Here is a 24,686-nt window from a genome sequence, read left to right on the forward strand (position 1 = left end):
GACGCGCCGCGCTTCGCAGTGAAGGCAGCGCGAGCCGCGCGCTTCAGGCGGACTGCTTCGTCTCGATCGCCTTCACGAGCGTATGCAGCACGCGATTGACGGGCGTCGGCACGCCGCGCGCTTCGCCGCGGCGCATCACGTACCCGTTCAGATGGTCGATCTCGCTGCGCCGCCGGCGCGCAACGTCCTGCGCCGTCGACGAGTACTGCGCCGGCATCGTCTCCGCGATGCGGTGCACCGCGGCCGTCGCGTCGCCTGGCACTGTCACGCCATCCGCGTGCGCAACCGCGAAGCATTCAGCGACCACATCGCGCATCACGTCCGGCACGCCTTCGCACTGCACGAGCCTGCCGTACGGCAGCTGCGAAATCGCGGACATCGCGTTGTACGCGCAGTTGAGGATCAGCTTGGCCCACAGCGAGCCGCGCACGTTGTCGGAGACTTCGGTGGGAATGTCGGCGTCGATCAGCATGCGGGCAATCTCGTCGCTCGCGCTCGACGGCTCGATCACGAGTTCGCCGCGGCCCTGATGCCGGACGTGGCCGACGCCGGCCATCTCGCTCGCCACGTACACGACCGCCGCCGCGACTTCCTGCGGCACCACCGTGCGCAGCCGGTCCGCGTTGTCGACGCCGTTCTGCAACGTCAGCAGCAGTGCGTCGGCGGGCAGGAACGGTTTCAGCCCGGCGCCGGCGGTTTCGGTATCCGTCGACTTCACGCAGAACAGCACCAGCCGCGCGCCCTGCGCCGCTGCGGCTTCGGTGCTCGCCGCGATGCGCAGATAGCCGTCGAAGTCGCCCTTCGTGAAGCGCAGGCCATCGCGATTGATGGCGTCCACGTGCTGCGGGCGGCCGATCAACACGACTTCGTGTCCCGCGCGGGCCAGCATCCCGCCGTAATAGCACCCGACGGCGCCCGCGCCCATCACTGCGATTTTCATCGGCTGGTTTCTCCCGGCATGGTTCGAAGATGGCGGTGTCCGTCGTCACGCGGCATGCGCGCAAGCGCGGCGTGGCAACGTCACGGCTGCGTTCGAAACGGTATCACAGCCGGCTACTGCATTCAGCGTGGCCGTTAGTTGCCGTCAGGCTGGCTGCGCGTCGCGATCCCACGCAATTCGGTCGAAGATGGCCTGCAATTTCATGCCGCGAGCCGCGTTGAGCATGCGCGCGTGCGCGACGCGCCCCGCCAGATGCGCGCGGAAATCCGCATGCGCATCGCGGTTCTGCGACATCGGGCCGCAGCGCACGCAGTTGGTCAGGATCGCCTTCAGCGTGTCGAACTCGTCGCGCGCGAGGTTCGCATGACGATTCACGACAACACCCGCGAGACGCTGCCGCACGCCGCGACGCATCACCCGGGTCTTGCGCGGCTGCACCGCGAAGCCTTCCTCGAACGCGATCGCCGCGACCAGAACCGGTACGCGTTCGGCGCTGCGTACAAGCGTCGCGCCGCCGGAGAACGCGAGGTCGTCGGCGTAGCGCGTATAGCGGGCATCGAGCGAACGCGCGAGCGCGGCCAGCCGCGTATCGAGGCGAAACGCGCACAGGTTCGCGAGCGCCGGCGAAGTCGCCGCGCCTTGCGGCAGATGCCGGTTGCGATAGCGCTGCCGTGCCGGCCAGTCGAGCCGTTCGCGCAGATCGGGCGCAAAGAGCCGCGCCGACGGCACGCGATTCGTGCAGAGCGCGGTCAGCGCCCGCGTCACTTCCAGCGGATAGCCGAGCGTGCGGAACAGCGCGTGCACGCGAGCCGCGCTCACCGATACGAAGAAGTCCGCGAGATCGAGGCGGATCACCACATCGCGATCCGCATGCGGCGCGGCGAACGACACGATGCTCCGGCCGCGCCTGAAACCGTGCGCCGCTTCGTGCGGCGGCACACGATCGAGCAGATCGCGCAGCACCTTGCGCTGCGCTTCGCGCAGGCGGCCTTTGGGAATTTCGACCAGGCGACAGCTGCCGTCGCGTTTGTCGAACGCGCGGTAAGTGTAGTGATGCAGCGGAGTGGAACCTGCGTGCGGCGTGACGCGCCACCGGTCGGCGAGCCACTCGAGATCGGCGTCGCTCGTGCCGAGCCACGCGGCCAGATCGCGGAGCGTAGGCAGCAGTGGAATGCGGATGCCGGCGAGCGGCTTCGGCAGTGGCAGCTGAACGGGTTCCATAACGTGATGAAGGCGGAACGATGGGCCAACGTGCATGGTGCTGCGAGAGCTGCCCTGCGCAGTGCGCAGATTCGCTCTTGCGATGCATCGGGTAGTCGACCTCATCCACGGGGTAGCCCCGTAGTCCGGAAACATCAACCGCCTGCTCCGGCGTGTGCTTGACCCACCGCCCGCGTCGCGACAGTAACGGGCAGCGGTCGAGGCTGTCAATCGCGGCGCGTCGTAGTGCCCGCTCGCAGGTTGCCCTGGGTACTACCTGCTGCGCCCGCGCGATGGCCACACTGACGTCGATGACGGCACCCACAGACAACCGGAGTATCGCCATGCAAGCCATGAGCATCACTACGCCTCCAGTACCGCCCGCGCACGACGACGACCATGATCCCGATCACCCGCAGGCGCCAAAGGCAAGTACACCGACGCAGACTGGAACGCCACGCCAGACACCTGCGCAGCCACAGCCACGATCGCGCCCCTCGACGCTTCAACTGGTCGGACAGGCTTCGTCTTCCAGCACGCAGGCGCGCAGCGCCGCCGAAGACCAGCATCTGCTCTCGACCTGTGAAGCCGACGCGGGCCGCCCGACCGACAGCGGCGTCGCGCAGCAGCTTGCCGGTCTGCAGCGCGACAGCATGCGCGGCGAACCGGCACAGAACGTCGACTTCGAAACGGCGCAGCTTCCGCTGATGCAGAAGATCGCCGCGCTGCCGCCGAAGCATCGCGCGTACTACAGCGGCGCCCAGGCACAGGTGGTGAATTCGTTCGAACTCGCGACGTCGCCCGCCCAGCGCCAGCAGATTGGACGGGGTTTCAGCGTGCTGCAGAAACAGGTCGACGATGCGTATGCGAAGACGATGCAGGATCCCCGCCAGCGCGTCCAGCAGGAGTTCACCGCGCCATTCGGCGCGGACAGCCTGGGCGCGCTCGGCAAGTGGCAGAGCGCGCGGCTTCAGCAGCTGGGCGAGTCGTTCGCCCGCGCGCCCTCGCAGAAGGTGCGCGAGGACCTCTTCAGACAGGCCGCGATCCTGCGTCGCGGCATGCTGCAGCAGATCGGACAGAACGTCACGCAGCAGACGCACGCGCTCGATCAGGCATGGCAGGCGTCATACGATCGCATCGACCGCGCCGACAGCCACGCGCAGTCGTTGCAGGTCGCCCACCTCGGCGAGCTGGACAACACGAGCGCTTTCAAACGGTTGAACCAGTTCGCCAGGGAAGCCTTCACCTCGCCGCGCGACGTGCTCGCGTTCCGCGACCTGCTGCAGCAGCACCCGGAAAAATACCCGGACCTGAAGACCTGGTACGACGACGCCGCGAAGAAAAGCGGCTGGGCCCACAGCCGCATGCTCGACGACCCCTTCGAACGCACCCCGAACCTGCCCGATGCACCATAGGACACCACGCGCATCAACATCGACGACCTGCATGCCGGCAACTTCGAGAACGAGCTGTTCTCGCGCTACGCGGGCGCACAGATGAACCTGCAGGATAACGAACAGATGTATCACGCGGCCAGCCAGCGCGGGCCGATCAAGCAGGAGTGGCTGACCGCGCACACTCCCCCCAAGCCGCTGTGGCAGCAGCAGATCGAGGATGGCCTGGGCCGCTTCGTCGTGGGTCTGGTGCCGGGCGTGAACCTGCTCACGCCGTGGATCGTGCCCGCGAAGTCCCTGCCGCAGGAGTGGCGCGACGGTATCGATTTCATGTCAGGTGTGCTCGGCGGCATGATGGGCGAGGCCGGTCCGGAGATCGTCGGCGGGCTGGCCGGCAGGATGGGCAAGCTGGACAAGGCACAGGACGAACTCCACGCCCACCCTGAACTGCGCCAGGATGCGGACGGCCTGCGCGTGAAGGACGATGGGCCGGCCGCGCTTCACGACGCAGGGGCGACGCCGCATACGCCCGGCAGCACATACGGAGCAGGCGGCAGCGCAGTTCCCGCGGGCAAGGCGCTGGACGTGCCGGAGAACTACGCCACCAGCCCCGCTGGCGCGCTGAAGCCCGACCCGAATCACCCCGGCGTCTGGCAGAGTCCTGACGGTCTCGCGAACTACATCCAGCAGGACGGCAAGACCTACAGGGTCAACTGGAGCCAGTACCGCAACGGCTGGGAGATTCGCGATTCCGTGAACGGTTCGAAGCCCACGTACCCTGCCGAGATGGGCTCCGATGGCAACTGGAAAACCTATGCGAATGACCTCGGCAAGGGAGGGGCGCCACCGAGCAACTACACGCCTGAACTCGGCAGGCAGATCTACACCCGCCACCAAAACGGCGAAACGTATGAGCAGATAGCACAGAGCCTCGGCCTCGCGCGCTCCACCGCTCGGCTCTACGCCCACCACTATGCCAACGCGGGCAATCTGCCAATCGGAGAAGTACGTCTGCAATACACACCTGAACTCGGCGAGCAAGCCTACAACCGCCACGTAAACGGCGAATCATTTCGACGGATAGGGCAGGACCTCGACCTCTCGCACACTACCGCTCGGCGCTACGCCGAGCAATATGCCAAAGCGAACAATCTGCCGTTCGGGACAGCACGTTGGCGTTACACGATTCCGCTCGGCCACGAGATTTACACCCGCCACCAACAAGGAGAAGATTTCAAAGCGATCGCGGAAGATCTGGGTATGAACCGCGATACTGCCCGGATCTATGCGAAGCAATATCAGGCCGAGTCCGGCGCGCTCGGTCGCCCGGGTCCGAGCGGTGCAGCTGGGCCATCGGGTATGAGCGGACAAGCCGGATCGTCGCAGGCAGCGGGCCACCCCGATCCGCGCGCAGCAGGAGAAGGCGGATTCGAAAGCCTTTCCCCCGAGGCCCAGCAACGCGTCGATTCGTGGATACGGGGCGAAATACCCGCGCCCCCTGAACTCGTACAACTGGTCCAGAGGGTCAGCGGAGGGCACTGGACCGTTGTCGATCTGTACAACTTCATGAAGCACCGCGCGCTGGTTCCGCTCGACAAGCAGGCACAGATAGCGGCATGGCTCAGGCAATAGCATCGTCCGTGTAACGTGGCTTAGCGCTACGAGCACACACCCGGCCCGCTCCGGTGTGTGCTCGCCCTGCGCCCGCCCTACCGCTGCGGCACCCCATCGCGCCACTCGCCCCAATGCGTGACGATGTCCTGCACGAGCGGATTGCCGGCCACGAACAGGTTCGCGATCGCGATCGTGAAGCCGCCCTGCGACGCGTAGTTCAGCAGATTGTCCGCGCTGGTTTGCCCTGCATACGGCCGGTCGAAGTCCGAACCGGCGCGCAGCACCGCGACGCGATTCAGGTCGACACGATGCACGGTGGCGGCGCGCGTCAGTGCCTCGAACGTCGCGTTGTCTTCCTGCTGCGTCGTGCAGTAGGTGCCCTTGCCGTCAGTCAGGATCTTCGTCCACTGGCGCGCGCGTTCGCCGAGATCCGTGCCCGACCACCAGGTGTCGCCCGCCAGCGTATCGCACTGGATCACCGTCGGCGGCCGGTTCGCGGGCGCGTAGCTGTACTTCGCGCGCGCGGCCTGCGCCTGCGCGTCGTCCGTCAGCGACACGTTGCGCGACAGCGAAAACGCCGCATTCGCGAGCGCCGGGTTGAGCTGGAACACTTCGGTGCGATAGTCGAGCGGCGGCTTCTGCGTCGGGCTCGTCGTGTTGATGCCGAGATAGCCGGTGTTCCAGCCTGGCGGAATTTCGCGGCCATCGATTTCCCACTGAATGCCGAAATCGACGAGATAGTTCGCCCACGCGGCGGAACCGACGGTGCCCTGGATCGGATCGATGCCGGCGATTCCCGCCACCATGAAATACGTATGGCGCAGATCGAAGCGCGGCGAGAACGTCAGCGCCATGATCGACGCCGCGGCGTTCGCGTGACCCATGCCCGTCGTCATCACGCAGACGTCCTGGCGGTTGCAATGCACTGTCGGATAATCCGGCGACAAACCGGCGACCGTGATGTCCTGCCACGGCCCGAGATGATCGAGCCACACCTGCCCTTCCGGTCCGAACATCGAGATGATCATCACCTTCACGGGACGGCCATGCGATCCGCCGTCGTCCTGCGCGAAGCTGTCGTCGGCATGCGCGACAGACGGCGCGATGACCGCACTGGTCACGAGCAGTGACACAATCACTGCGCTAAAAGCACGATTTAGCATAAGAGGCCCCACCTGTTTTTAAGGGAACTGCGGTTGCGAAAAGTCAATCGCGTGCCGTGTTGTCGACTGGTGTCGTGTGTTCTATCGGCGTGCAGCGTGGGGCCGTCAGGCGTGAGCCGTTCAGGCGGGAGTCAGTATAAGCAGAGAAAAATAGCGGTTGGCAACGATGTTTTCGTAGGCGCGATTACGCATCGAAACGTCAAGGCAATGCTGTCACCTACAACGTGCCGTTCCCGTGCGCGACCGGATTCACGCCGACGGATTCGAGCGCCTCGTGCAGCGTGCCGAACACGCACGACGCCCCGACGATCGGCGTGATGCCGTGCCGGTCCATGTCCGAGCGCAGATAGACGTTCACCCGCCCGAAGATCACGCCGATCTTGCGCGCCTGCAGGCCCTTGATCAGATCGCCCAGCGTGCGCGCGGCGGAATAGTCGAGATCCGTGATCGCGCCCGCGTCCACGACGAACCAGCGCAACTCCCCCGGCGCTTCGTCGACGAGACGCGTGACGTCCGCGGCAAAGAAGTGGTCGTTCGCATAGAACAGGTCCGCGCCGAACCGGTACACGATGAGCCCCGGCGCCGTCGTCTTGCCCGGTTGCGGCGGAATGGACTGCCAGTGCGCGCTCGAGTCGACCGGCGCGAGCATCATCGTGTGCGGGTGGTAGCTGTGCCGCACATGCCGCATCAACGACAGCGCCACCGCGAGCAGAATGCCGTGCTCGACGCCCACCGTTACAACAGCCGCGGCCGTCACGAGCGCGAGCGTGAATTCGCCGGGGCTTTCGCTGAGGATCGCGCGCAGGCTCTGCACGTTGATCAGCCCGATCGCGATCGTGAACACGACACCCGCCAGCACACAGTGCGGCAGATACTGCAGGTAGTGCCCGAGAAACAGCAGCACGATCACCACCACCGCGACGAACGCGAGTTGTCCGAGCTGACTACGCGTGCCGGCGCGCTCGGCCATCGCAGTTTGAGTCGGGCTGCCATTCACGACGAAGGTGCCGCTGATCGCCGCAGCCGCATTCGCCGCGGCGAGCCCGAGGATGTCCGCGTTGGTGTCCACTTCTTCGCCATACTTCTGCGCGAACACGCGCGCCGCCGCGGCGCTCTGCGCGATGATCATCACGAAACACGAGGCCGCCACGGGCACGAGATCGAGAAACTGCTGCCACGTGACGGTGGGAATGCGCAGCGGCGGCAAGCCGCCCGCGATCGGCCCGAGGATCGAAATGCCGTGCGCGCCGAAGTCGAGCATCTTGCTCGCGGCAATGCTGCCCACCACCGCGACGAGCGGCACCGGTACGTTGGGCAATAGCTGCCTGAAGAGCAGGATCGCGATCACCACGAGCGCCGTGAGCCCGACCGTCGGCAGATTCGCCTGCGCGAAATGCGTGACCACGTATAGCAGCTGCGCAAGACTGCGCGACGATGGATACGGCACCGTCATGCCGAGCATGTCGCCGAGCATTGCGATCGACACCTGCACGCCCACGCCCGCCAGAAAACCGACCAGCACGGTGCGCGACAGGAAGTCCGCGAGAAAACCGAGCTTGAAGATGCGTGCGAGCAGCAGCAACACAGCAGTCAACAGCGCGACCATCCCCGCGAGCACGACGTATTCGGCGCTGCCCATCGGCGCCATCGCCGACACCCGGCTCGCGAAAATGGTCGCAGTAGCTGAGTCCGCCGCGACGACGAGATGCCGCGACGCGCCGAACAGCGCGAACGCGACGAGCGGCAGAAACGCGGTGTAGAGACCGGTCACGGCGGGCATGCCGGCGATGCGCGCGTAGCCCAGCACCTGCGGAATATCCATCGACGCGAGCGACACGCCGGCCAGGATGTCGCGCCACGCGGTGGTCCGGTTGACAGGCAGAAGGCCTTTCAGAAGGCTCAGGCGAGCCGGGGAGCTTTCATTTGTCTTGTGCATGCACGGATAGCGTTTTATTAGGTATCCACGCATCGTGCCCCGGGCGGGCACCGCATGGCAAGCGTTGTCACGGCACCGGCAGTGCCGCGTACGGCTTCACCTCGCGCAACGACAGTGACGATTCCACCGACGTCACGCCCGGCAGACTGCGCAGTTCGTCGCGCATGAAGCTGCCGTAGTCGTCCAGATCGCGCGCCACCACCTGCAGGATGTAGTCCGCGCTGCCCGACACGTTGTGACACGACAGGATGCGCGGAATGGCCTGCACTTCGCGCTCGAAGCGGTTGGCCGTAGCGCGGTCATGCACCGCGAAGCGCACATAGATGAACGCGACCACGCCCAGCCCCAATGCCGAGCGCGACAGCATCGCGCGATAGCGTTCGATGTAGCCGTCGTTTTCCAGCCGCTTGAGCCGGCGCGCGCAAGGTGTCTCGCTCAGGCCAACGGTTTCGGCAAGCTTCGCGTTCGACATGCGCCCGTCCGACTGCAAGGCCGCGAGGATCGCGCGATCGGTTTTGTCGAGATCGGACATGGCTCAGGAGAAGTAGTGGAATTCCTCGCTATTTTCCTTCAGTTTGGCGGAAAGCACCATTTCCATTCGAATGTGAGCCGTAAATCGCCAATCTCTGCTAGTGCCCTACATGCATCATGACCCCTCCAACACGCGAGGTTCTCATGGTTTCCGCTCATCTCCTCATCATGTATATCGCGGCGCTCGTCGTGGTCTATGCGCTGCCTGGCCCCGACATGGCGCTCGTGCTGCAGACCAGCATCGGACGCGGCGCGAAGAGCGGTTTCGCGGCCGCACTCGGCCTCGGTCTGTCGCGCGCGACGCACGTCACGCTGTCCGCGTGCGGGGTCGCCGCGTTGTTGCGCAACGCGCCGTGGCTCTACGACATCGTGCGCTATGTGGGCGCGATCTATCTGGGCTGGGTGGCGATCCAGATCTTCCGTTCGCCCGCGTTCGCGTTGCCAGGCAACGACACGGAAGCGCGTGGCAGCCGGCCGCTGCGCACCGCGTTCGTCAAGGGCCTCTTCACGAATCTGCTGAACCCGAAGGCGCTGCTGTTCTGCTCGGTGCTGCTGCCGCAGTTCGTGCGGCCGGAAGCGGGGCCGGTCGCGTGGCAGATGGTCGAGCTGGGTGTCGTGCTGCTCGCGATCGGCGCCTGCTTCGACGCGCTCTACGCGCTCGGTGCGGCGCGCATCGCAAGCTGGGTACGCGCGCATCCGCTCGCGCAGACCCTGCAGCGCTGGACCTTCTCCGCAGCGTTGATCGGCTTTGCGCTGCGGCTCTCGCTGGATTGAGCGGACTGGAGTGGATTTAAGCGGACTTAAGCGGACTTAAGCGGACGCGCGTCAGGCGTGGTCAGTTGTAGCCGAGAATCGCGACCGTCGCCACGTCGGGGCGGTCGCTCGAGCTGCCCACGAGCAGCGAGGTCGGCGCCTTCAGCGCGCACAGATACGGCGTGTCGGACTGCTCGTGGTCATCGGTGCGTGCGCGCTCGTTCGTTGCGTCGTCCGCTTTCGTGTAGTGATCGACGAATGGGTAGGTAGACATTTCGGTTCCTCTTCGGTTTCTCTTAAGGTTGTCGGTAAGCAAGGTCATGAATTCAGTTCGGCCGGCCGACGTTGCGGCGCGACGGAGGGTTCGTCCGCATGCTGCATGCGCATCCGCGCCCGTCGCGTGATGGCGATCACCGCGGCCACGACCGGCACGATCAGCATGCCCTCGGCCAGTTCCGGTTCGACCGGCAGCCACAGCACGTGCAGCGCCTTGAACGCGGCCGCCGCCAGGGACAACACGTAGTACGAGATCGCCGCAACCGACAGCCCCTCCACCGCGTGCTGCAGATGCAGCTGATTGCGCGCCGTGCGTTCCATGCCCACCAGCAGACGCGTCACATCCTTTTCCTGAGCAAGATTCACGCGCGTTCGCAACAGATCCACCGCGCGCGCGATCCGGGCCGCGGTTTGCTCGTGGCGAGCCCATACGCTGCGGCAGGTTTCCATCGCTGGGGCAAAGCGCCGTTCCATGAATTCGGAGATGGTCGGCATGCCTTCGATGCGCTCTTCGCGTAATTCCTGCATGCGCGCGAGCACCAGTTTTTCATACGCACGCGATGCGCTGAAGCGCCCCGCCGAACCTGACAGCGCTTCGACGCGCACCGCGAGATGCGTGAGGCTCACGAGCAGCTCCGCGTCGTTGTGCTGCGCACTCGCAGCATCCATGCGCTGCATCAGCGTCTGCAGCGCCGCGTGAATGTCGTCGAGATCGCGCGCCATCCTGCGCGCCACCGGCAGCGCGAGCAGTGCCATCATCCGGTACGTTTCGATCTCGTACAGACGCTGCAGCAGGCGGCCGCCCTGCTCTTCGCGGAAGTCTTCGTCGACCACCAGAAAGCGCATCAGGCCATCCGGCGGCACGCTCCAGTCGCAGAACACCTTGCCACCGCCCAGCACCGTGCTGCCGACGAGAATCGGCCCGCCGATCCATTCCCGCGCCCTTTCACACGGCGCACATGCTGTGCGCGCCGCATCGCCGCTCACCAGTTCGAGCCGCGCCGCGACGAACCGAAGGCCATCGAGCTGAGCGAACCAGCTTGAGGGAATGCCGCGAATCGCGAGATCGTCAAACCAGTCTAGATCGTTTCGCAGTGCGACGAAAGTGAACGTGGAGAATTCGGTGTGACGTTCCCACTTCAGATGCCACCCGCACGGCGACTGCACCGAGTGGTGCGTTGCGCCATCCAGCGGGGGCTCGATGCCGGTCTCGCGGCACAGCGCGTGAACGAGCGTCTCGTGAATAGCGGGGTGGTTGCCGTCGTAGATCGCGTAGTGCGTCATCGACGCAGACCCCGACAGGCGCAGGAACGGACGCGCGTGCAATTCCCCGGCCAGCGTTGCGCGTAACGGATGATCCATGGTCAGTACACCGTGCATTCGGGTTCACCCTGGCGGGTTCGCCGCCACCGTGCAGTGCAGCACGAAAAGCTAAGCGTGAACGCCAGCAGCAACCGCATCGATATTCAATGCTCCGAACTATGGCAGATGTTCATCGACAACAAAATCGCATAATATTGATTGTTGCTCTCAATTTTACTGATAGATATGAAGATGCTCGATCACGACGTGATGGCCACCATCGTCGCCATTGCGGAGACCGGCAACATGTCGCGCGCGGCGGAGGTCGTGAACCGCTCGCAGTCCGCGGTCAGCATGCAGATCAAGAGTCTCGAGGAGGCGTTGGGGCGCCAGCTGTTCGTGCGCCGTGCTCGCAGCGTGATGCCCACCCGCGAAGGCGAAGTGCTGCTCGGTTTCGCGCGGCGCATGCTCGCGTTGCGCGACGAGGCGTGGGCAGCCGTGGTACGGCCGGACGTGACCGGCAAGGTCGTGATCGGCGTGCCGGACGACTACGCGTCGTCGCTGCTGCCTTCGGTGCTGAAGAAGTTTTCGGCCACGTACCCGAAGGTGGAAATCCAGGTGATCGGGTTGCCGAGCAGCGCACTCGCGCCGCTGATCAAAGACGGCGAAGTGGATCTCGTCTGCGGAACGAAGGTGAAGGGCCTGTCCGGCGAATTCGTGCGGCTCGAACCAATGGCATGGGCAGCCATGGCGAATGGTCCGCGCGTGTGGGAAGAGCGGCCATTGCCGATCGCAGTGTTCCTGCCCGGCAGCGTGGCGCGCGAGAACGCGATCCGCAGCCTGCAGACGGCCAAGGTGCCGTACCGCACGTCGTACGAGAGTCCGAGCCTGCTTGGCCTGCTCAGCATGGTCGAAGCGGGCCTGGCCGTCGCGCCGCTCGCGCGTTGCGCGATCCCCGCGCAGCTGACCGTGCTCGGGCGCTCGCACGGCTTGCCCGAACTGCCGCCGCTCGAACTCGTGCTGGCACGAAGCGCGAAATCGCGCCGGCCTCCCTGTGACTTTCTCGCGGAACAGATCATGGCGGACCTGCGCGGGCAGCCTCTGCCGGCTACCGAGGCGTCATCGTCCGTGCGCGGCGGCGCAAGAGTTTGAATCGACAACGAACCTCAACCGCCCGCGCTGCCGCCAGCCGGTCCCGATGCGGGCGGCAGCCATTGCTCGCCCTTGCCTGCCTTCAGCGCGTCGGTCAGGTCCTGCAGCGGCATCGGTTTCGCGATGTAGTAGCCCTGCGCCTGCGCGGCGCCGATCTGCCTGAGCGACGCGAGCGCGGCCGCGTCCTCGACGCCTTCCGCCACCACCGATAGATCCAGCGATTCAGCCATCCGCACGATCGCGCGCACAATCGCGCGCGTGCGTGCGCTCGACGTGAGCCCGAAGATGAACGACTTGTCGACCTTCAGCCCGCTGAAGCGGTACTGGTGCACATAGCTGAGCGACGAGAAGCCCGTGCCGAAGTCGTCGAGCACCACCGAGAGGCCGTGGTCCGCGAGACGCTGCATCGTCTGCCGCGCGATGTCGGGCTCCGCGATCAGCGCGCCTTCCGTGAGTTCGAGGCAGATGCGCGCCGGCGCCACGCCGTGGCTCTGCAATAGCGCGAACACATCGTCCGCGAAGTCGGGGCGCGTCATGCTGTAGCTGGAGCAGTTCACGTGCACCGGCGGCCAGCCTGCATGCTCGGGCCGCGCGAGGATCGCCGCGACCTTCGCGAGCATGTACAGATCGAGCCGGCCGATCAGCCGTAACCCTTCCATCGCCGGCAGAAACTGGCCCGGCGCGAGCACACGGCCGTCCGGCTGGCGCCAGCGCACCAGCGCTTCGAGCGCGGTCAGCTTGCCGCTCACCGCGCACACAATGGGCTGGAAGAACGGCACCAGTTCGTCGTCGCGCTTCAGCGCGCTGCGCAGCGCGCCTTCGCGGCGCATCTGGTCCGACACCTCGCGCCGCAATTCCTGGTTGAACACGACGTAGTTGTCGCGACCGCCGTTTTTCGCGCGATACATCGCGGTATCGGCATCGCGCAGCAGGTCTGCCGCTTCGGTGTGGAACTGCTGCTCGGCACTCACGATGCCGATGCTGCACGACGAGAACACCACGTGGTCGTCGATGTGAAACGGCAGATCGAACGCGGAGAGAATCCGTTCCGCGACGCCCACGGCCGCATCCACCGTCGCATCCGGCGAGAGGATCGCGAACTCGTCGCCGCCCAGCCGCGCGAGCATGTCGCCATCGCGCAGGCAGCCGCGCAGACGCCCCGCCGCGAGCACCAGCAGCTGGTCGCCGAAATGATGACCGAGGCTGTCGTTGACCACCTTGAAGCGGTCGAGATCGAGAAACATCACGACGAGCGGCCGCTCCAGCTCGCGATGATCGAGCCACGCGTTGCGCAGGCGTGTGAGCAGATGCGTGCGGTTCGGCAGGCCCGTCAGCGCGTCGTGGAAATTCTCGTGCAGCAGCTGCGCGTTCGCGCGGTCCAGCTCGCGCGTGCGGTCCTGCACGCGCGCCTCGAGTTCGACGTTCGCCGCATGCAGCGCGTCCGCCGCGCTGCGTCGCGCGAGCGCGGTATCGATGTGGCGCGATACGAAGGTCAGCAGGTCCTGGTCGCGCAGCGTGTAGCGCACGTCGGTGGAATAGCTCTGCACGGCCAGCATGCCGCGTACCACTTCGCCTTCGAACAGCGGCACGCCCAGCCACGAGCGCAGGTTGATGTTGCCGGTATCGAACTCGATCAGCCCTGCGTCGATCATCCGTTGCGCGTCGTCGCGATCGATCAGGCACCCGCGGCGCTGCGTGATCACGTATTCGGTCAGCCCGCGCTTGCCGCGTCGCGGCCCCGGATGCTCACGCAACAGTTCGTCGACGTAGTACGGGAACGAGACGGTTGCCGTGCGATCGTCGCACAGCGCGATATAGAAGTTGTGCGCGGACAGCAGCTCGCCGACGATGCCGTGCAGGCTGCGGAAAAACTCCACCATGTCGCCGGATCCACTCGACAGCTCGGCGATGCGGAACAGCGCGCCCTGCAGGTGCTCGGCGCGCTTGCGCTCGGCGATCTCCTGACGCAGCGCGTGGTTGAGTTCGGACAGCTCGGACGTGCGACGCGATACGGTGTCTTCGAGATTCGCGCGGTGCAGGATACGGTCGAGCGCCATCGCGATGTGCTGCGCGACGACGAGAAACAGCGCGCGATCCTCCGCGCTGTAGATGCGCGACACGTCGTACACCTGCATCGCGACCATGCCGAATACTTCGTCCGACGCGTTCTTCAGCGGCGCGCCCATCCAGAACTCCGGACGGTCGCCGACGCAATGGAAGCGCCCTTCCGCTTCCGCCTGCGCGATACCGGCCGCGTCGATCAGCAACGGCTGGCCGCTCGTCAGCACCTGGCCCGTCAACGACAGCCGGTTCATGTCGAGAATGTCGAAGTCTTCCGATTCGAGCGCCTGCACGTCGATCACGTCGACGTAGTACGGATAGGTGATGCGGCGCGCGGCCGGGTCGTACAGCGCGAGGTAGAAGTTTTCGGCGTCGATCAGCGTGGCGAGCTGACGGTGCACGCCCAGCAGAAACTCGGAACGCTCGCGCATCGAGCTCGCGAGATACGCGATTTCATACAGCACGTGCTGGGTGTTCTGCGCGCGGGCCAGCGCTTCGGCAAGCTGCTGCAGACCGAGCGCGTTCGCGAACGCGCTGAACGCCTCGTCGCGCGATTCCGCGGCAGGCACGAGCAGCCAGCCGCTCACGACGCTGCCGCTGCCCACCGGGCAGCGGTGCAGATCGTGCGACACGCAGAATGCGTCGAGTTCGGCGTCGTGCAGCCGGGCCGGCCACGGTCCGGGCGTGTCGCCTTTCGCGGCCAGCTGTAGCGCTTCGCCCGAGCGATACCATGCCCAGCGGCGCGCGCCAATGCGAACGCGTGCCGCTTCGAGCACGGCCTCGACCGACGCGGCGGTCGTCATCGGCGCGCCCATGCCTGCGGCCGCGCCTGCGTCGCGCGCGGCCTGCTGCATCTCGTCCTGATTCGCGGCCGGCCCCTGTGCCCGGTTCGCGGAGAGGAATTCCATCGGCACTCCATGCCATAGCCGGATTGGCGTACGTCCAAATCCGCTCCCTGATCCTGTGGCGAGCGCCCCCCGTTTGACACCAGGCTGGCGACCCGTCCGATTCAAAGCGGTTTAACGGCACTCGCGCGTACTGCTTTAGGCACCGGCCAGATGCGCCGCGAACTTCGTGCCTGCTCAACGGATTGTCGTTCAAACACGTGTACGGATGGAAGTGACCGGAATTGTCCGGTCTATCTATGACAAAGCCTATGGCAAAGCGGCAGCGCCAGGGACTTCACGCCCCGCCGCAGATGGTCCGCTCGTAAAGCGCCAGCATTGCCGCCTCGTCGACGCCCACGCACACGGTGCACGCCGGCCGCGTATCCCAGTCGGGCGCGGGCACGCTCAACGTCAGCGGCTTCTGAAGCGTCTGCCCCGCGGCGAGGCCTTCGGTCACCACCCGCACCGGGCCCTTGCGCGTCGTGTACAGATGCGGCGCGACCAGATAGGCCACCGCCGACGGATCGTGCGTGTACAGGCCCTCGATCTGCGCGGTCTGCTGGTGAAACTGCTCGTAGTGCCGCGACACGTCCCACAGGAAACGCCCCGCTTCGCCGCCGCGATCGCGCAGCGACGCCACGTAGTCGCGCGACATGATCGTGTTCTGCGTCACGTCGAGCCCGACGATCGCGACCGGCCACGCGGCGCCGAACACGATGTCGGCCGCATGCGGATCGCCGTAGATGTTCGCTTCGGCCGCCGGCGTCACATTGCCGTGAATGCCATCGGTGCCGAACGCGCCGCCCATGATCACGACCTGTTTGACGAGGGTCGCGACTTCCGGGTCTTCGGCCAGCGCCAGCGCGAGGTTGGTCAGCGGGCCGACGGCGAGCAGCGTCACTTCGCCGGGATGCGCGCGGACGGTGTCGATGATGAAGCGATGCGCCGGGCGTGGGTCCGGCGTGGGTTCGGCATACGCGCCCAGTTCGATGTTGCCGAGACCGTTGTCGCCATGAATCCAGCCCAGCGGCTCCGGCGGAGCCTTTTTCAGCGGTGTCGCCGCGCCGCGCGCAACCGGCACGCCCGGTGCGAAACGCGCGGTCAGATAAAGCGCGTTGCGCGTGGTCGTTTCGATCGTTGCGTTGCCGAACACGCTCGTCACGCCCAGCAGTTCGATGTCTGGATGCAGCGCCTGGAATACGAGCGCCATCGCGTCGTCGACGCCTGGGTCCGTGTCGTAGATGACCTTGTGCGCGCTCATAGGTAGAACGCGTCCGGCAGTTGCTCGCGCGCGGTGGTATCGCGCGTGTCGCCGCGCAGATTGCCGAGGCGGATCGGCAGGTCGGGGCCGCCCAGCTCGATGATCACCTGGCGGCACGCGCCGCACGGAGCGATCGGGCCGTCGGTGTCGCCCGTCACCGCGAGCGCGGCGAACTGATCGCGCTGGTAACCCGCGGCGATCGCGCTGAAAAATGCCGTGCGCTCCGCGCAATTGCAAAGGCCATACGACGCGTTCTCGACGTTGCAGCCGTCGAACACGCGGCCGTCTTTCGTCAGCAGCGCCGCGCCGACCTTGAACTTCGAATAGGGCGCATAGGCCCGCTCGCGCGCAACACCCGCGCGTTCGAGCAATTGGTCCATCGTCATGCCGGTCCCTTGGAAAACTCAGTGAAGCGAAATGAACATGCCCGCGATGGTCGCGCTCATCAGGTTCGACAGCGTGCCCGCCAGCACGACGCGCAGGCCGTAGCGCGCCACTTCGGAACGCCGCCCCGGCGCGACCGCGCTGAAGCCGCCCGTCAGCACCGCGATCGACGAGAAGTTCGCGAAGCCGCACAGCGCGAACGACAGAATCGCTATGGTACGCGGGTCCAGCGCCTGCAAGCCAGCGGCCGTGACGCTCGCGGCGTCCTTCAGATACGGCGACAGCGACGCATACGCGACGAACTCGTTGAGGATGATCTTCTGGCCGAGAAAATTGCCCGCCACCGCGGCTTCGCCCCACGGCACACCGATCAGGTACGCGAGCGGCGCGAACACGTGGCCGAGAATCGACTGCATCGACACATCCGGATGCCCGAACCAGCCGCCGATGCCGCCCACAATGCCGTTCAGCAGCGCGATCAGCCCCACAAATGCAATCAGCATAGAACCGACGAGCGCCGCGATCTTGAGGCCGACCGTTGCGCCCGAACTCGCCGCTTCGATCACGTTCGCCGGACGCTTTTCGTCGAAGTTCAGGTTGTCGAGCTGCACGCGGGTGGGCTCGGTGGTCGGGTGAATGATCTTCGCGAACAGCAGACCGCCCGGCACCGCCATGAACGACGCAGTCAGCAGGTAGTCCATCCGCACGCCGAGACCTGCGTAACCCGCGAGCACCGAACCCGCGACCGACGCCATGCCGCTCGCCATCACCGCGAAGATTTCGGCGCCGGTCATTTCCGGCGTGAACGGCTTCACGACAGCCGGCATCTCGCTCTGCCCGAGGAAGATCGTGGTGGCCGCGGAGAACGATTCGATCTTCGAAACACCCAGCAGCTTCTGGAAGATCGTGCCGAGCACCAGCACGATCCAGCGCATCACGCCGATGTAGTACAGCACCGAGATCAGCGCGGTCACGAAGATGATCGCCGGCAGCACCCGCACCGCGAACACGAAGCCGCCGCCGCCGAAGATATCGAACATCTTCGACTCGACGAGGCCGCCGAACAGAAACTCGATGCCGGCCTGTCCATAGCCGAGCACTGCGTTCACGCCCGCGGCCGCACCCGAAATTACGGTCTTGCCGAACGGCACGAACAGCATGAACGCACCGATGCCGATCTGCACGAGGAGTGCGGGCACCACGGTGCGCAGGCGTATCTCGCGACGGTTCGTGGAAAAGATAAAGGCGATCAGCAGCAGCACGGCGATGCCAATCAGATTTCGCGCGATCAGGGACATGTCTGTCGAAACGGTGGTCGAAGTGGCCCGATGCTAAACGAAACGCGGATGAAAAAAAATCCTTCTGCGTAGAGGGCGCGCTAAGGAATGCCTGAAGCGCGCAAACGGTTGCGCGCGCGACGTCCGTTGATGCATTGCCGCAAAAAGCGAAAGGCGCCGTTCCTTGCGGAACCGGCGCCTTTGGGGCAAGAAGCGCGAAAAACGCGCGCTTCGGTATGCCTGGGATCAGCTATGCACGCCGCCCTTCAGCTTGAACACGCTGACGGCATCGGCGAGCTGCGCCGCTTCATCGCGCAGCGCGACGGCCTGGCGCTGCGCGTCGTCGACGATCTGCGCGTTCTGCTGCGTCGCCTCGCCGATCTGCGTGACCGCGATGTTGACCTGTTCGATGCCGGCCGACTGCTCGCGCGACGCCTGGCTGATTTCGCCCATGATGTCGTGCACCTGGCGCACGCGGTCGACGATACCCTGCATCGTCGAGCTCGCTTCGCCGGCAATGCGCGCGCCGCTTTCCACGGTCGATGTGGACTCGGCCACCAGCGCCTCGATCTCCTTGACCGACGCGGCGCTGCGCTGTGCAAGCGCGCGCACTTCGGACGCGACGACCGCGAAGCCGCGGCCGTGCTCGCCGGCGCGCGCCGCTTCGACCGCGGCGTTCAGCGCGAGAATATTGGTCTGGAACGCGATCCCTTCGATCACGCTCGTGATGTCGGCGATCTTGCGCGCGGCGCGGTCGATCTCGTCCATCGTCGACACCACGCGGCCCACCGCGCGGCCGCCTTCGAGCGCCGCTTCCGATGCGCCCGACACCAGCAGGTTGGCCTGCGATGCGTTGTCGGCGTTCTGCTGCACGTTCGACGTGATCTGCTCCATGCTCGCGGCCGTGCGCTCCAGATTGCTCGCCTGGGTCGCGATACGCGCGGCGATGTCTTCGCTGCCGCTCGCGATCTGCCCGGTGCGCGCCGACATGCCGGCGGCGCCGTCGCGAACCTGCGCGACGATGCGCGCGATGCCATCGCCGATACCGTCGATCGCGCGGATCAGGCGGCCGATCTCGTCGTCCTTCGCGCGCCCGCCATCGGCAATGCGCACGCTGAGATCGCCTGCCGCGAGGCGTTCCGATGCCTTCGCGGCCTCTTCCAGCGGACGGCTGACGAGGCGCCGCACGGCGAACAGGAACAGCGCGCCGAATGCCGCGACCAGCGCGAGGCCGATCAGCAGGAAGCGGTCGCGCGTCGCGTTCACGTCGGCCATCACTTCGTCGCGCGGCGCGATGCCGCCGACGATCCAGTGCCACTCCGGTACGTAGGTGAACGATACATATTTGTCACGGGCGTTGCTCTCGCCGAGCGTTGCATCGGCCGAGCTGTATTCGAGCTGCCCCTGCTTCATGTCGAGCATCTGCTGGTACGGCGCGTTCGCTTCGTCCGCGAGCTTGCCCTTCGCCTGAGGATGCACGATGAACTTGCCGCGGTCCGGCCCGTTCGATGCATCCATCGCGAAGTAGTAGCCGCTGTCGCCGATCTTCAGTTGCCGGATGCCGTCTTCGATCGACGCGATTTCCGCGCCCACGTCGACACCCACGAACAGCGCGCCGATCACGCGGCCGCTCGCATCCTTCACCGGCTTGTACTGCGTGATATAGCGCTTGCCGAACAGCGTCGCGAGACCCGTGTAGGTTTGGCCGGCGAACACCGGGCCATAGGCGGGGCCCTTACGGTCGAGCAGCGTGCCGATCGCGCGCGAGCCGTCCTGCTTCTTCAGCGACGTCGTCACGCGCACGAAGTCGTCGCCGGTACGCGCGAAGATGGACGCGATCGCGCCGCTATGCGCGAGGAAGTCGTCGGGAATCGAGAAGTCCAGGTCGAGCACGCGGTCGCCGGCCTTGAAGGTCGGCGCGTCGGTGCCCTGGATATTGACCTTCGTCGTCTCGTCGTCGGCGTAGTTCGTCGGCAGCAGGCTTTCGAACTGCGTCATCGAGCGACCCACTTCAGACGTCAGCGCCTTGTCGAACAGCGCGATCGTGTCCGCGATCGACTTGTCCTTCTCGGCGATGCGCGTCAACACCTGCTCGTTCACCTGGGTGCCGGCCGAATGCGTGAGCGCCCACGCGAACGCGGCAAAGCTCACGGCGAACAGCACGCAGGACAGGACAGCGAGTCGCACGCCGATACCGGCGCGACGCAAGACGAAGAGTTCCATAGCAGGTGAATGTGCTCAAAAAGGCCAGCGGACTTGCGGCTGCCGCGCACTGGGAGGTGCGCGAAAGCAGCCGACGTTATGGACTTTTATCGGCACCACCTTACGATTCTTTAGCTAGCGGAAGAAGTTGCGGAAGGTGACGGCCACGATCACCGGCACCGAGAGCACCAGCGGGATCGCGAAGTACGGCACCTCGAGGTCGACGTAGTAGCTGTAGACGAGCCAGCCGATGCCGAGCGCGAGGGTGCCCACGCCGATCAACGCAGTCAGGACGTTCAACGTCGTGTTGGAAAGACGTCGTGGCGTCGGCTCTTTGGGCTCGGGTGTGTTCATCGCGCGTGTCAGGAAGGAGGAATGGAGCCCGTCGCAACCGCAGGCGCTGCGGCAGCGTGGGCTCCTCATCGCTCAGTTTACTCTGCGGCCTGGCGCTTGACACCTCCGCCTGTGGAACGCGCATCTTCAATCCTGAGGTGACGTTGAGCGTGCGGACACTGCCCTGGTAAGACGAGGAAATGTGCGGCGGATCAAATCCGCTTGCGAACCGAAATTCGAAAAAGCGAAAATGGCGGCATGGTGGCCCGGATATTCGATTTTCAATATCTGCGATATCCAGTTAACCCTGCATTTTAACGATATGTCCACCCTGATCTGCGGGCCGCATTAAATCCGAAAAAGCGCCGCATTATATCAACCATTAACATCGATTAATCATCGCTTTAAATCCATTTTTACCGCCCGGCGCCCTGTCAACCCAGGCCCCACCCTGGTAAAACACCGATGTTTTAAGCGCGCACTCCGTCAAACACCTGTTTTACCGACCCGATACGCTTCACGTCACGCGAAATCCCCAGGGCAGCTTTACCGTCTTTAGTAGGATACGAGCCTGGAATTTTCCGATTCACGATGCTCGCGAGTAAAAGTCTGCTGATTTAGCAAACGTTTGCCGATCGGCATCAAGTTCTTTAGTGGCCGGCCGAAATAGACGTGGTAGCGAAACGACTTTGGATGGAGCGTCCCTGTGAAGCAGGCTTATTTTTTTGTGGCTGTCCTCGCCCTTGCCGGTTGCGCGCAATTGCCTCCGAAGGAAGCCGCACAGCCCGTTAAAACCCCGGTTTCGACCGACATCGTCAATTTCCGGATTCCGCCGGATGCACTCGGCGCGCGCGATCCGCAATTGACGGCGGTACTGGTCAAGGTGGGGGCGCTGGCCGCAGCGCAAAAGCAGCCGACCACCATTCTGGTCACCGCGCTCGGCGCCGATTTCCCCTATCTGAACCAGGCGATCTGGCGGGGTGTTCCGGCGCAGCATTCGGTCAAGATCAGTCTCGAGAACCTGACGGCTGGCGCGAACCAGACCTACAGCGTCTCGGTGAAGCCGACGCCATAAGGAGACCACGCCATGTACCGACTTTCCGCTCTGGCGGCCGGCCTGCTGCTGGCAAGCTCCGCGTTCGCCGGCCAGCCCGCGGCCGCACAAACGGCGGCGCCGGTTCTCGTCGCGTCCGCGCCGGCCGCGGCCGATCGCGTCTATCCGCCTCTGCCCACGCTGTCGATGATCCCCGTCGCGACGAGCGATGAAGAAGAAGACGAGCCGCCCGCGCGTCCTGCTACGTCTTCGCGCAAGAAGAAGGGGCGCGTGGTGGCGGAACGTCGTCCGACGGCGCCGATGGCCCGCCTCGTCGTATCCGACGACTCGCGCGTGTATCTGCATAGCGTCGAACGCCAGATCGATCAGGCGCTGCTGCTCGCGCGCGAACACGAACCTGTCGCGGCGACCGCGAGCCGCTGACGCACCCCGGCCGCCGCGTCTATCGCAAGCGCGAACGCGGCTGCCCCTTTCGCACCGATTGCCTACCTGCCTCCGGAGATCTGCCGATGTTCACCACCGCTCTTTCCGCCGCGCCCCGTTCGCGACAGAGGATGTTCTCCTCGCTGCCCGTCGCGCTGATGCTCGCCGCCGTTTTGTCGCTGTCGTGCGGCATGCTGCGCGCCGAAGACTGTTTCAATGAAGCCGGCGCCTACCAGGGCGTCAATCCTTCGGTGCTGCGCGCCGTCGCATGGTTCGAATCGAAGGGCGACCCGACCGCGATCAACCGCAATTCGAACGGCTCGATCGACGTCGGCCAGCTGCAGATCAACTCGGTGCATTTCGGCGACCTCGCGAGGCAGGGCATTCCGCATCGCGCGCTCACCGATCCGTGTGTGAACGTGTATGTCGCCGCGTGGCTGCTCAAGCAGAAGATGGTGAAGTACGGCAATACGTGGCGCGCGATCGGCGCGTACCACTCGGAGTCGCCGAAAGCGCGCGATGCTTACGCGCGCAACATCCAGAAGATCCTCGTCTCGTGGGGCGAACTGCAGCCGGCACAGTGAGCGAGGTCAACGGAAGAGGTGGCGGTGCTTACCTGACCGCCACTTCCGTGTGATTGACGACCGGCGGCTTCGCGAAGAACGGACCGACGAGCTTGCGCCATTCCTGGAAGTCCGCGGATTCGCGGAAATGCACCATGTGGTCTTCGATCGTGTCCCACTGCACGACCAGCACATAGTGGTCCGGCTGCTCGACCGTGCGATGCAGCTCGACGTTCCTGCAGCCACGCGCGCGCTTGAAGAGCGGTACGGCTTGCGACACGCCCGCTTCGAACTCGGCTTCTTTCCCCGGAATCACGTCGATATGCGCCATCTCGTAGACCACGAGCTTCTCCTCTGTCGTCTGGTTCATTGAACGATACCCGTCGCCGCCGGCACCCACTGAGTGCGATGCGAACGGCGTCGGGCGAACGCCAGCATAACCCGGTTGCAGGGATTCGAGGCAAACGCTCCGGTCAGCGCGTGCTCAGACCGTGAACAGCGGCCGCAGCTGATCGATCCGTTCGACGCTTTCGAGCCGGTTGATCCGCTCGATCAGCTTCCCGGTCTTGTCCGCGCCCAGCACGGGCGTCATCAGATCGCGCGCCTTCGCGTTCACGCCTTCCACACTGAGCGGGTTCTCCTTCGTGCCCGGCGGAAAACGCGTGGTGTGGCTGAGCGTGCGACCATCGGTGGTGGTCACGTCGACGATGCCGCCGCGCGGCGCGGCCGGGTCCATCAGCTGCTGATCGCCTACCACCGTGATCTTCGCGCGCTGCGCCTCGATGCGCGGATCGTGCATCAGCGACGCGTCGTGACTGTCGGCGAACGACAGCCCACCCTTCACGAGCGCGATCGCGACGATGTGCGCGCAGTTGACGTCGGGCATCGCGCTATCGCCGACGATCCCCACCGCGTCCGTCGGAATCCGCACGCGAATGCTCTGCACGTTGTCGGGCGTCAAGCCGTACTGCTTGCGCAGCGTGAGGAACGCATCGAGCGGCGACTGGATCGGATAACCGACCGAATACGTCTTGATCGCCGTTTCCGTCACGAAGAAGCGGCTGCCCAGTCCATCGAGCATCGCTTCGGGATCCGGCTTCGTCGACAGCGCGATGAAGAGATTGTTGGTGCCGTCCAGCACATCGTTCACGCCCGTCATGCCCGAGCGCACCATGTCGACCGCGGTCACGCCGTTGCGCGCGCCCATGCCGGCGAAATCGAAGGCTTTCTCGATGTGGTCCTTGTCCTTGACCCAGCTCCATAAGCCTGACACCTGTTGCGCCGCGTACGAAATCGCGAAGCGCGTGCGCGGTTCGTCGAGACGCGCGAGCGCGGCCGCCGCGCCGAGCCCGCCAAATGTGGACGCCGTGCCTTCCGCGCTGCGATGCGTCGCGCGCACGAGATCGGGCCCGAGCGCCATCAGCAGCCGGCACGCGAGGTCGTAGCCGAGCGCCACCGCGCGAATGAACTGCGCGCCGCTCGATCCTTCGTTCTCCGCAACAGCCAGCGCCGCCGGCACCACAGAGCAGCCAGGATGCGCTTTCGTGACCGGCTCGAAGTCGTCGGTCTCGTCGGAATGCGCGCACATCGCGTTGGCGAGCGCGGCGTTCACCATCGTCGTGCGGAAATTCGCGCCGATCACCGACGCCTGCTGCGTGCCGCCCAGACCGCGCACGTACTTCACGGCCAGCGTGCCCGGCCGCATCCGCGCGCCGGACACCATCGCGCCGAACGTGTCGAGGATATGGTTCTTGCACGCGGTCACTACCGCATCGGGCAGCGGCTGCTCCTGCGCGGCGACCATGTAGCGTGCGAGGCGCGCGGTGATGCCGTTGTTGTCGGCATCGGCGTGCGTATCGCTGCTATCGCCGGCGGTTGGGTCCGCCGCGAGCGCCGCGCCGAACGGAGCGACGGACAGCGCCGCGAGCGCGGCAGCGGATTGCAGCACGCGGCGGCGTGACGGCATCGATGATCGGGACA

21 protein-coding genes and 1 pseudogene are annotated in these 24,686 nt (G+C 65.4%); 7 read left to right on the plus strand and 15 right to left on the minus strand.

What is annotated here, in order from left to right:
- Positions 1-43 precede the first annotated feature (43 nt).
- Positions 44-940 carry a ketopantoate reductase family protein gene (locus DVS29_RS00370; protein ID WP_118178447.1) on the minus strand — a complete coding sequence of 299 codons (897 nt, stop codon included), beginning with the start codon at positions 938-940 and terminating at the stop codon, positions 44-46.
- 144 nt (positions 941-1,084) lie between these two features.
- Positions 1,085-2,152 (minus strand): annotated as a pseudogene (locus tag DVS29_RS00375) (reverse transcriptase family protein); the annotation flags it as partial.
- 332 nt (positions 2,153-2,484) lie between these two features.
- Here DVS29_RS00375 and DVS29_RS00380 point away from each other — a divergent pair.
- Entirely contained in the window at positions 2,485-3,555 is a 1,071-nt protein-coding gene (locus DVS29_RS00380) for a hypothetical protein (protein WP_118178448.1), read from the plus strand.
- Positions 3,556-3,636: 81 nt separating this feature from the next.
- Entirely contained in the window at positions 3,637-5,166 is a 1,530-nt protein-coding gene (locus DVS29_RS00385) for a hypothetical protein (RefSeq protein WP_118178449.1), read from the plus strand.
- 77 nt (positions 5,167-5,243) lie between these two features.
- Here DVS29_RS00385 and DVS29_RS00390 read toward each other — a convergent pair whose 3' ends face one another.
- From DVS29_RS00390 to DVS29_RS00400, 3 genes are all read right to left on the minus strand, one after another.
- Positions 5,244-6,311 (minus strand): purine-nucleoside phosphorylase, encoded by a 1,068-nt coding sequence (locus DVS29_RS00390; RefSeq protein WP_118178450.1) that lies wholly within the window; start codon positions 6,309-6,311, stop codon positions 5,244-5,246.
- 217 nt (positions 6,312-6,528) lie between these two features.
- The gene (locus DVS29_RS00395) at positions 6,529-8,247 is read right to left on the minus strand and encodes a SulP family inorganic anion transporter (protein WP_118178451.1); all 1,719 of its coding nucleotides are present in this window, start codon (positions 8,245-8,247) and stop codon (positions 6,529-6,531) included.
- Positions 8,248-8,314: 67 nt separating this feature from the next.
- Positions 8,315-8,779 carry an Lrp/AsnC family transcriptional regulator gene (locus DVS29_RS00400; protein ID WP_118178452.1) on the minus strand — a complete coding sequence of 155 codons (465 nt, stop codon included), beginning with the start codon at positions 8,777-8,779 and terminating at the stop codon, positions 8,315-8,317.
- Between the two features lie 143 nt (positions 8,780-8,922).
- Between DVS29_RS00400 and DVS29_RS00405 the strand changes: the two genes are divergently transcribed.
- A complete protein-coding gene (locus DVS29_RS00405; RefSeq protein WP_118178453.1) occupies positions 8,923-9,552 on the plus strand; it encodes a LysE family translocator in 630 nt (209 codons plus the stop codon).
- Positions 9,553-9,613: 61 nt separating this feature from the next.
- Here DVS29_RS00405 and DVS29_RS00410 read toward each other — a convergent pair whose 3' ends face one another.
- Complete coding sequence (locus tag DVS29_RS00410) at positions 9,614-9,805, minus strand: hypothetical protein (protein WP_118178454.1); 192 nt, start codon at positions 9,803-9,805, stop codon at positions 9,614-9,616.
- Between the two features lie 44 nt (positions 9,806-9,849).
- Complete coding sequence (locus tag DVS29_RS00415; protein WP_118178455.1) at positions 9,850-11,169, minus strand: DUF3422 family protein; 1,320 nt, start codon at positions 11,167-11,169, stop codon at positions 9,850-9,852.
- 186 nt (positions 11,170-11,355) lie between these two features.
- Here DVS29_RS00415 and DVS29_RS00420 point away from each other — a divergent pair, with 186 nt between their 5' ends.
- Complete coding sequence (locus DVS29_RS00420) at positions 11,356-12,261, plus strand: LysR family transcriptional regulator (protein ID WP_118178456.1); 906 nt, start codon at positions 11,356-11,358, stop codon at positions 12,259-12,261.
- Between the two features lie 14 nt (positions 12,262-12,275).
- Here DVS29_RS00420 and DVS29_RS00425 read toward each other — a convergent pair whose 3' ends face one another.
- The 6 genes from DVS29_RS00425 to DVS29_RS00450 form a co-directional block, all read right to left on the minus strand.
- Positions 12,276-15,125: a bifunctional diguanylate cyclase/phosphodiesterase gene (locus tag DVS29_RS00425; RefSeq protein WP_240655415.1), complete on the minus strand. Its 2,850-nt coding sequence runs from the start codon at positions 15,123-15,125 to the stop codon at positions 12,276-12,278.
- Between the two features lie 379 nt (positions 15,126-15,504).
- Positions 15,505-16,470: a nucleoside hydrolase gene (locus DVS29_RS00430; RefSeq protein WP_118178457.1), complete on the minus strand. Its 966-nt coding sequence runs from the start codon at positions 16,468-16,470 to the stop codon at positions 15,505-15,507.
- Positions 16,467-16,856: a cytidine deaminase gene (locus tag DVS29_RS00435; protein WP_118178458.1), complete on the minus strand. Its 390-nt coding sequence runs from the start codon at positions 16,854-16,856 to the stop codon at positions 16,467-16,469. The genes DVS29_RS00430 and DVS29_RS00435 overlap by 4 nt, the downstream gene beginning before the upstream one ends.
- 18 nt (positions 16,857-16,874) lie before the next feature.
- Entirely contained in the window at positions 16,875-18,152 is a 1,278-nt protein-coding gene (locus DVS29_RS00440) for a NupC/NupG family nucleoside CNT transporter (RefSeq protein WP_118178459.1), read from the minus strand.
- A gap of 225 nt (positions 18,153-18,377) precedes the next feature.
- Entirely contained in the window at positions 18,378-20,354 is a 1,977-nt protein-coding gene (locus DVS29_RS00445) for a methyl-accepting chemotaxis protein (protein WP_118178460.1), read from the minus strand.
- Positions 20,355-20,468: 114 nt separating this feature from the next.
- The gene (locus tag DVS29_RS00450) at positions 20,469-20,687 is read right to left on the minus strand and encodes a hypothetical protein (protein WP_118178461.1); all 219 of its coding nucleotides are present in this window, start codon (positions 20,685-20,687) and stop codon (positions 20,469-20,471) included.
- 685 nt (positions 20,688-21,372) lie between these two features.
- Here DVS29_RS00450 and DVS29_RS00455 point away from each other — a divergent pair.
- The 3 genes from DVS29_RS00455 (at position 21,373) to DVS29_RS00465 (ending at position 22,727) form a co-directional block, all read left to right on the plus strand.
- The gene (locus DVS29_RS00455) at positions 21,373-21,741 is read left to right on the plus strand and encodes a hypothetical protein (protein ID WP_164707805.1); all 369 of its coding nucleotides are present in this window, start codon (positions 21,373-21,375) and stop codon (positions 21,739-21,741) included.
- A gap of 12 nt (positions 21,742-21,753) precedes the next feature.
- Positions 21,754-22,143, plus strand: coding sequence for a hypothetical protein (locus tag DVS29_RS00460; protein ID WP_118178462.1), 390 nt, complete (start codon positions 21,754-21,756; stop codon positions 22,141-22,143).
- Positions 22,144-22,301: 158 nt separating this feature from the next.
- A complete protein-coding gene (locus DVS29_RS00465) occupies positions 22,302-22,727 on the plus strand; it encodes a lytic transglycosylase domain-containing protein (RefSeq protein ID WP_240655416.1) in 426 nt (141 codons plus the stop codon).
- Positions 22,728-22,755: 28 nt separating this feature from the next.
- Here DVS29_RS00465 and DVS29_RS00470 read toward each other — a convergent pair whose 3' ends face one another.
- Together DVS29_RS00470 and DVS29_RS00475 are read right to left on the minus strand one after the other, a co-directional pair.
- The gene (locus tag DVS29_RS00470) at positions 22,756-23,037 is read right to left on the minus strand and encodes an antibiotic biosynthesis monooxygenase family protein (protein WP_118178715.1); all 282 of its coding nucleotides are present in this window, start codon (positions 23,035-23,037) and stop codon (positions 22,756-22,758) included.
- Positions 23,038-23,190: 153 nt separating this feature from the next.
- Complete coding sequence (locus tag DVS29_RS00475; protein WP_205962383.1) at positions 23,191-24,672, minus strand: MmgE/PrpD family protein; 1,482 nt, start codon at positions 24,670-24,672, stop codon at positions 23,191-23,193.
- Positions 24,673-24,686 lie beyond the last annotated feature (14 nt).

It is taken from the genome of Paraburkholderia phosphatilytica, from assembly GCF_003443895.1.
Lineage (GTDB): Bacteria > Pseudomonadota > Gammaproteobacteria > Burkholderiales > Burkholderiaceae > Paraburkholderia > Paraburkholderia phosphatilytica.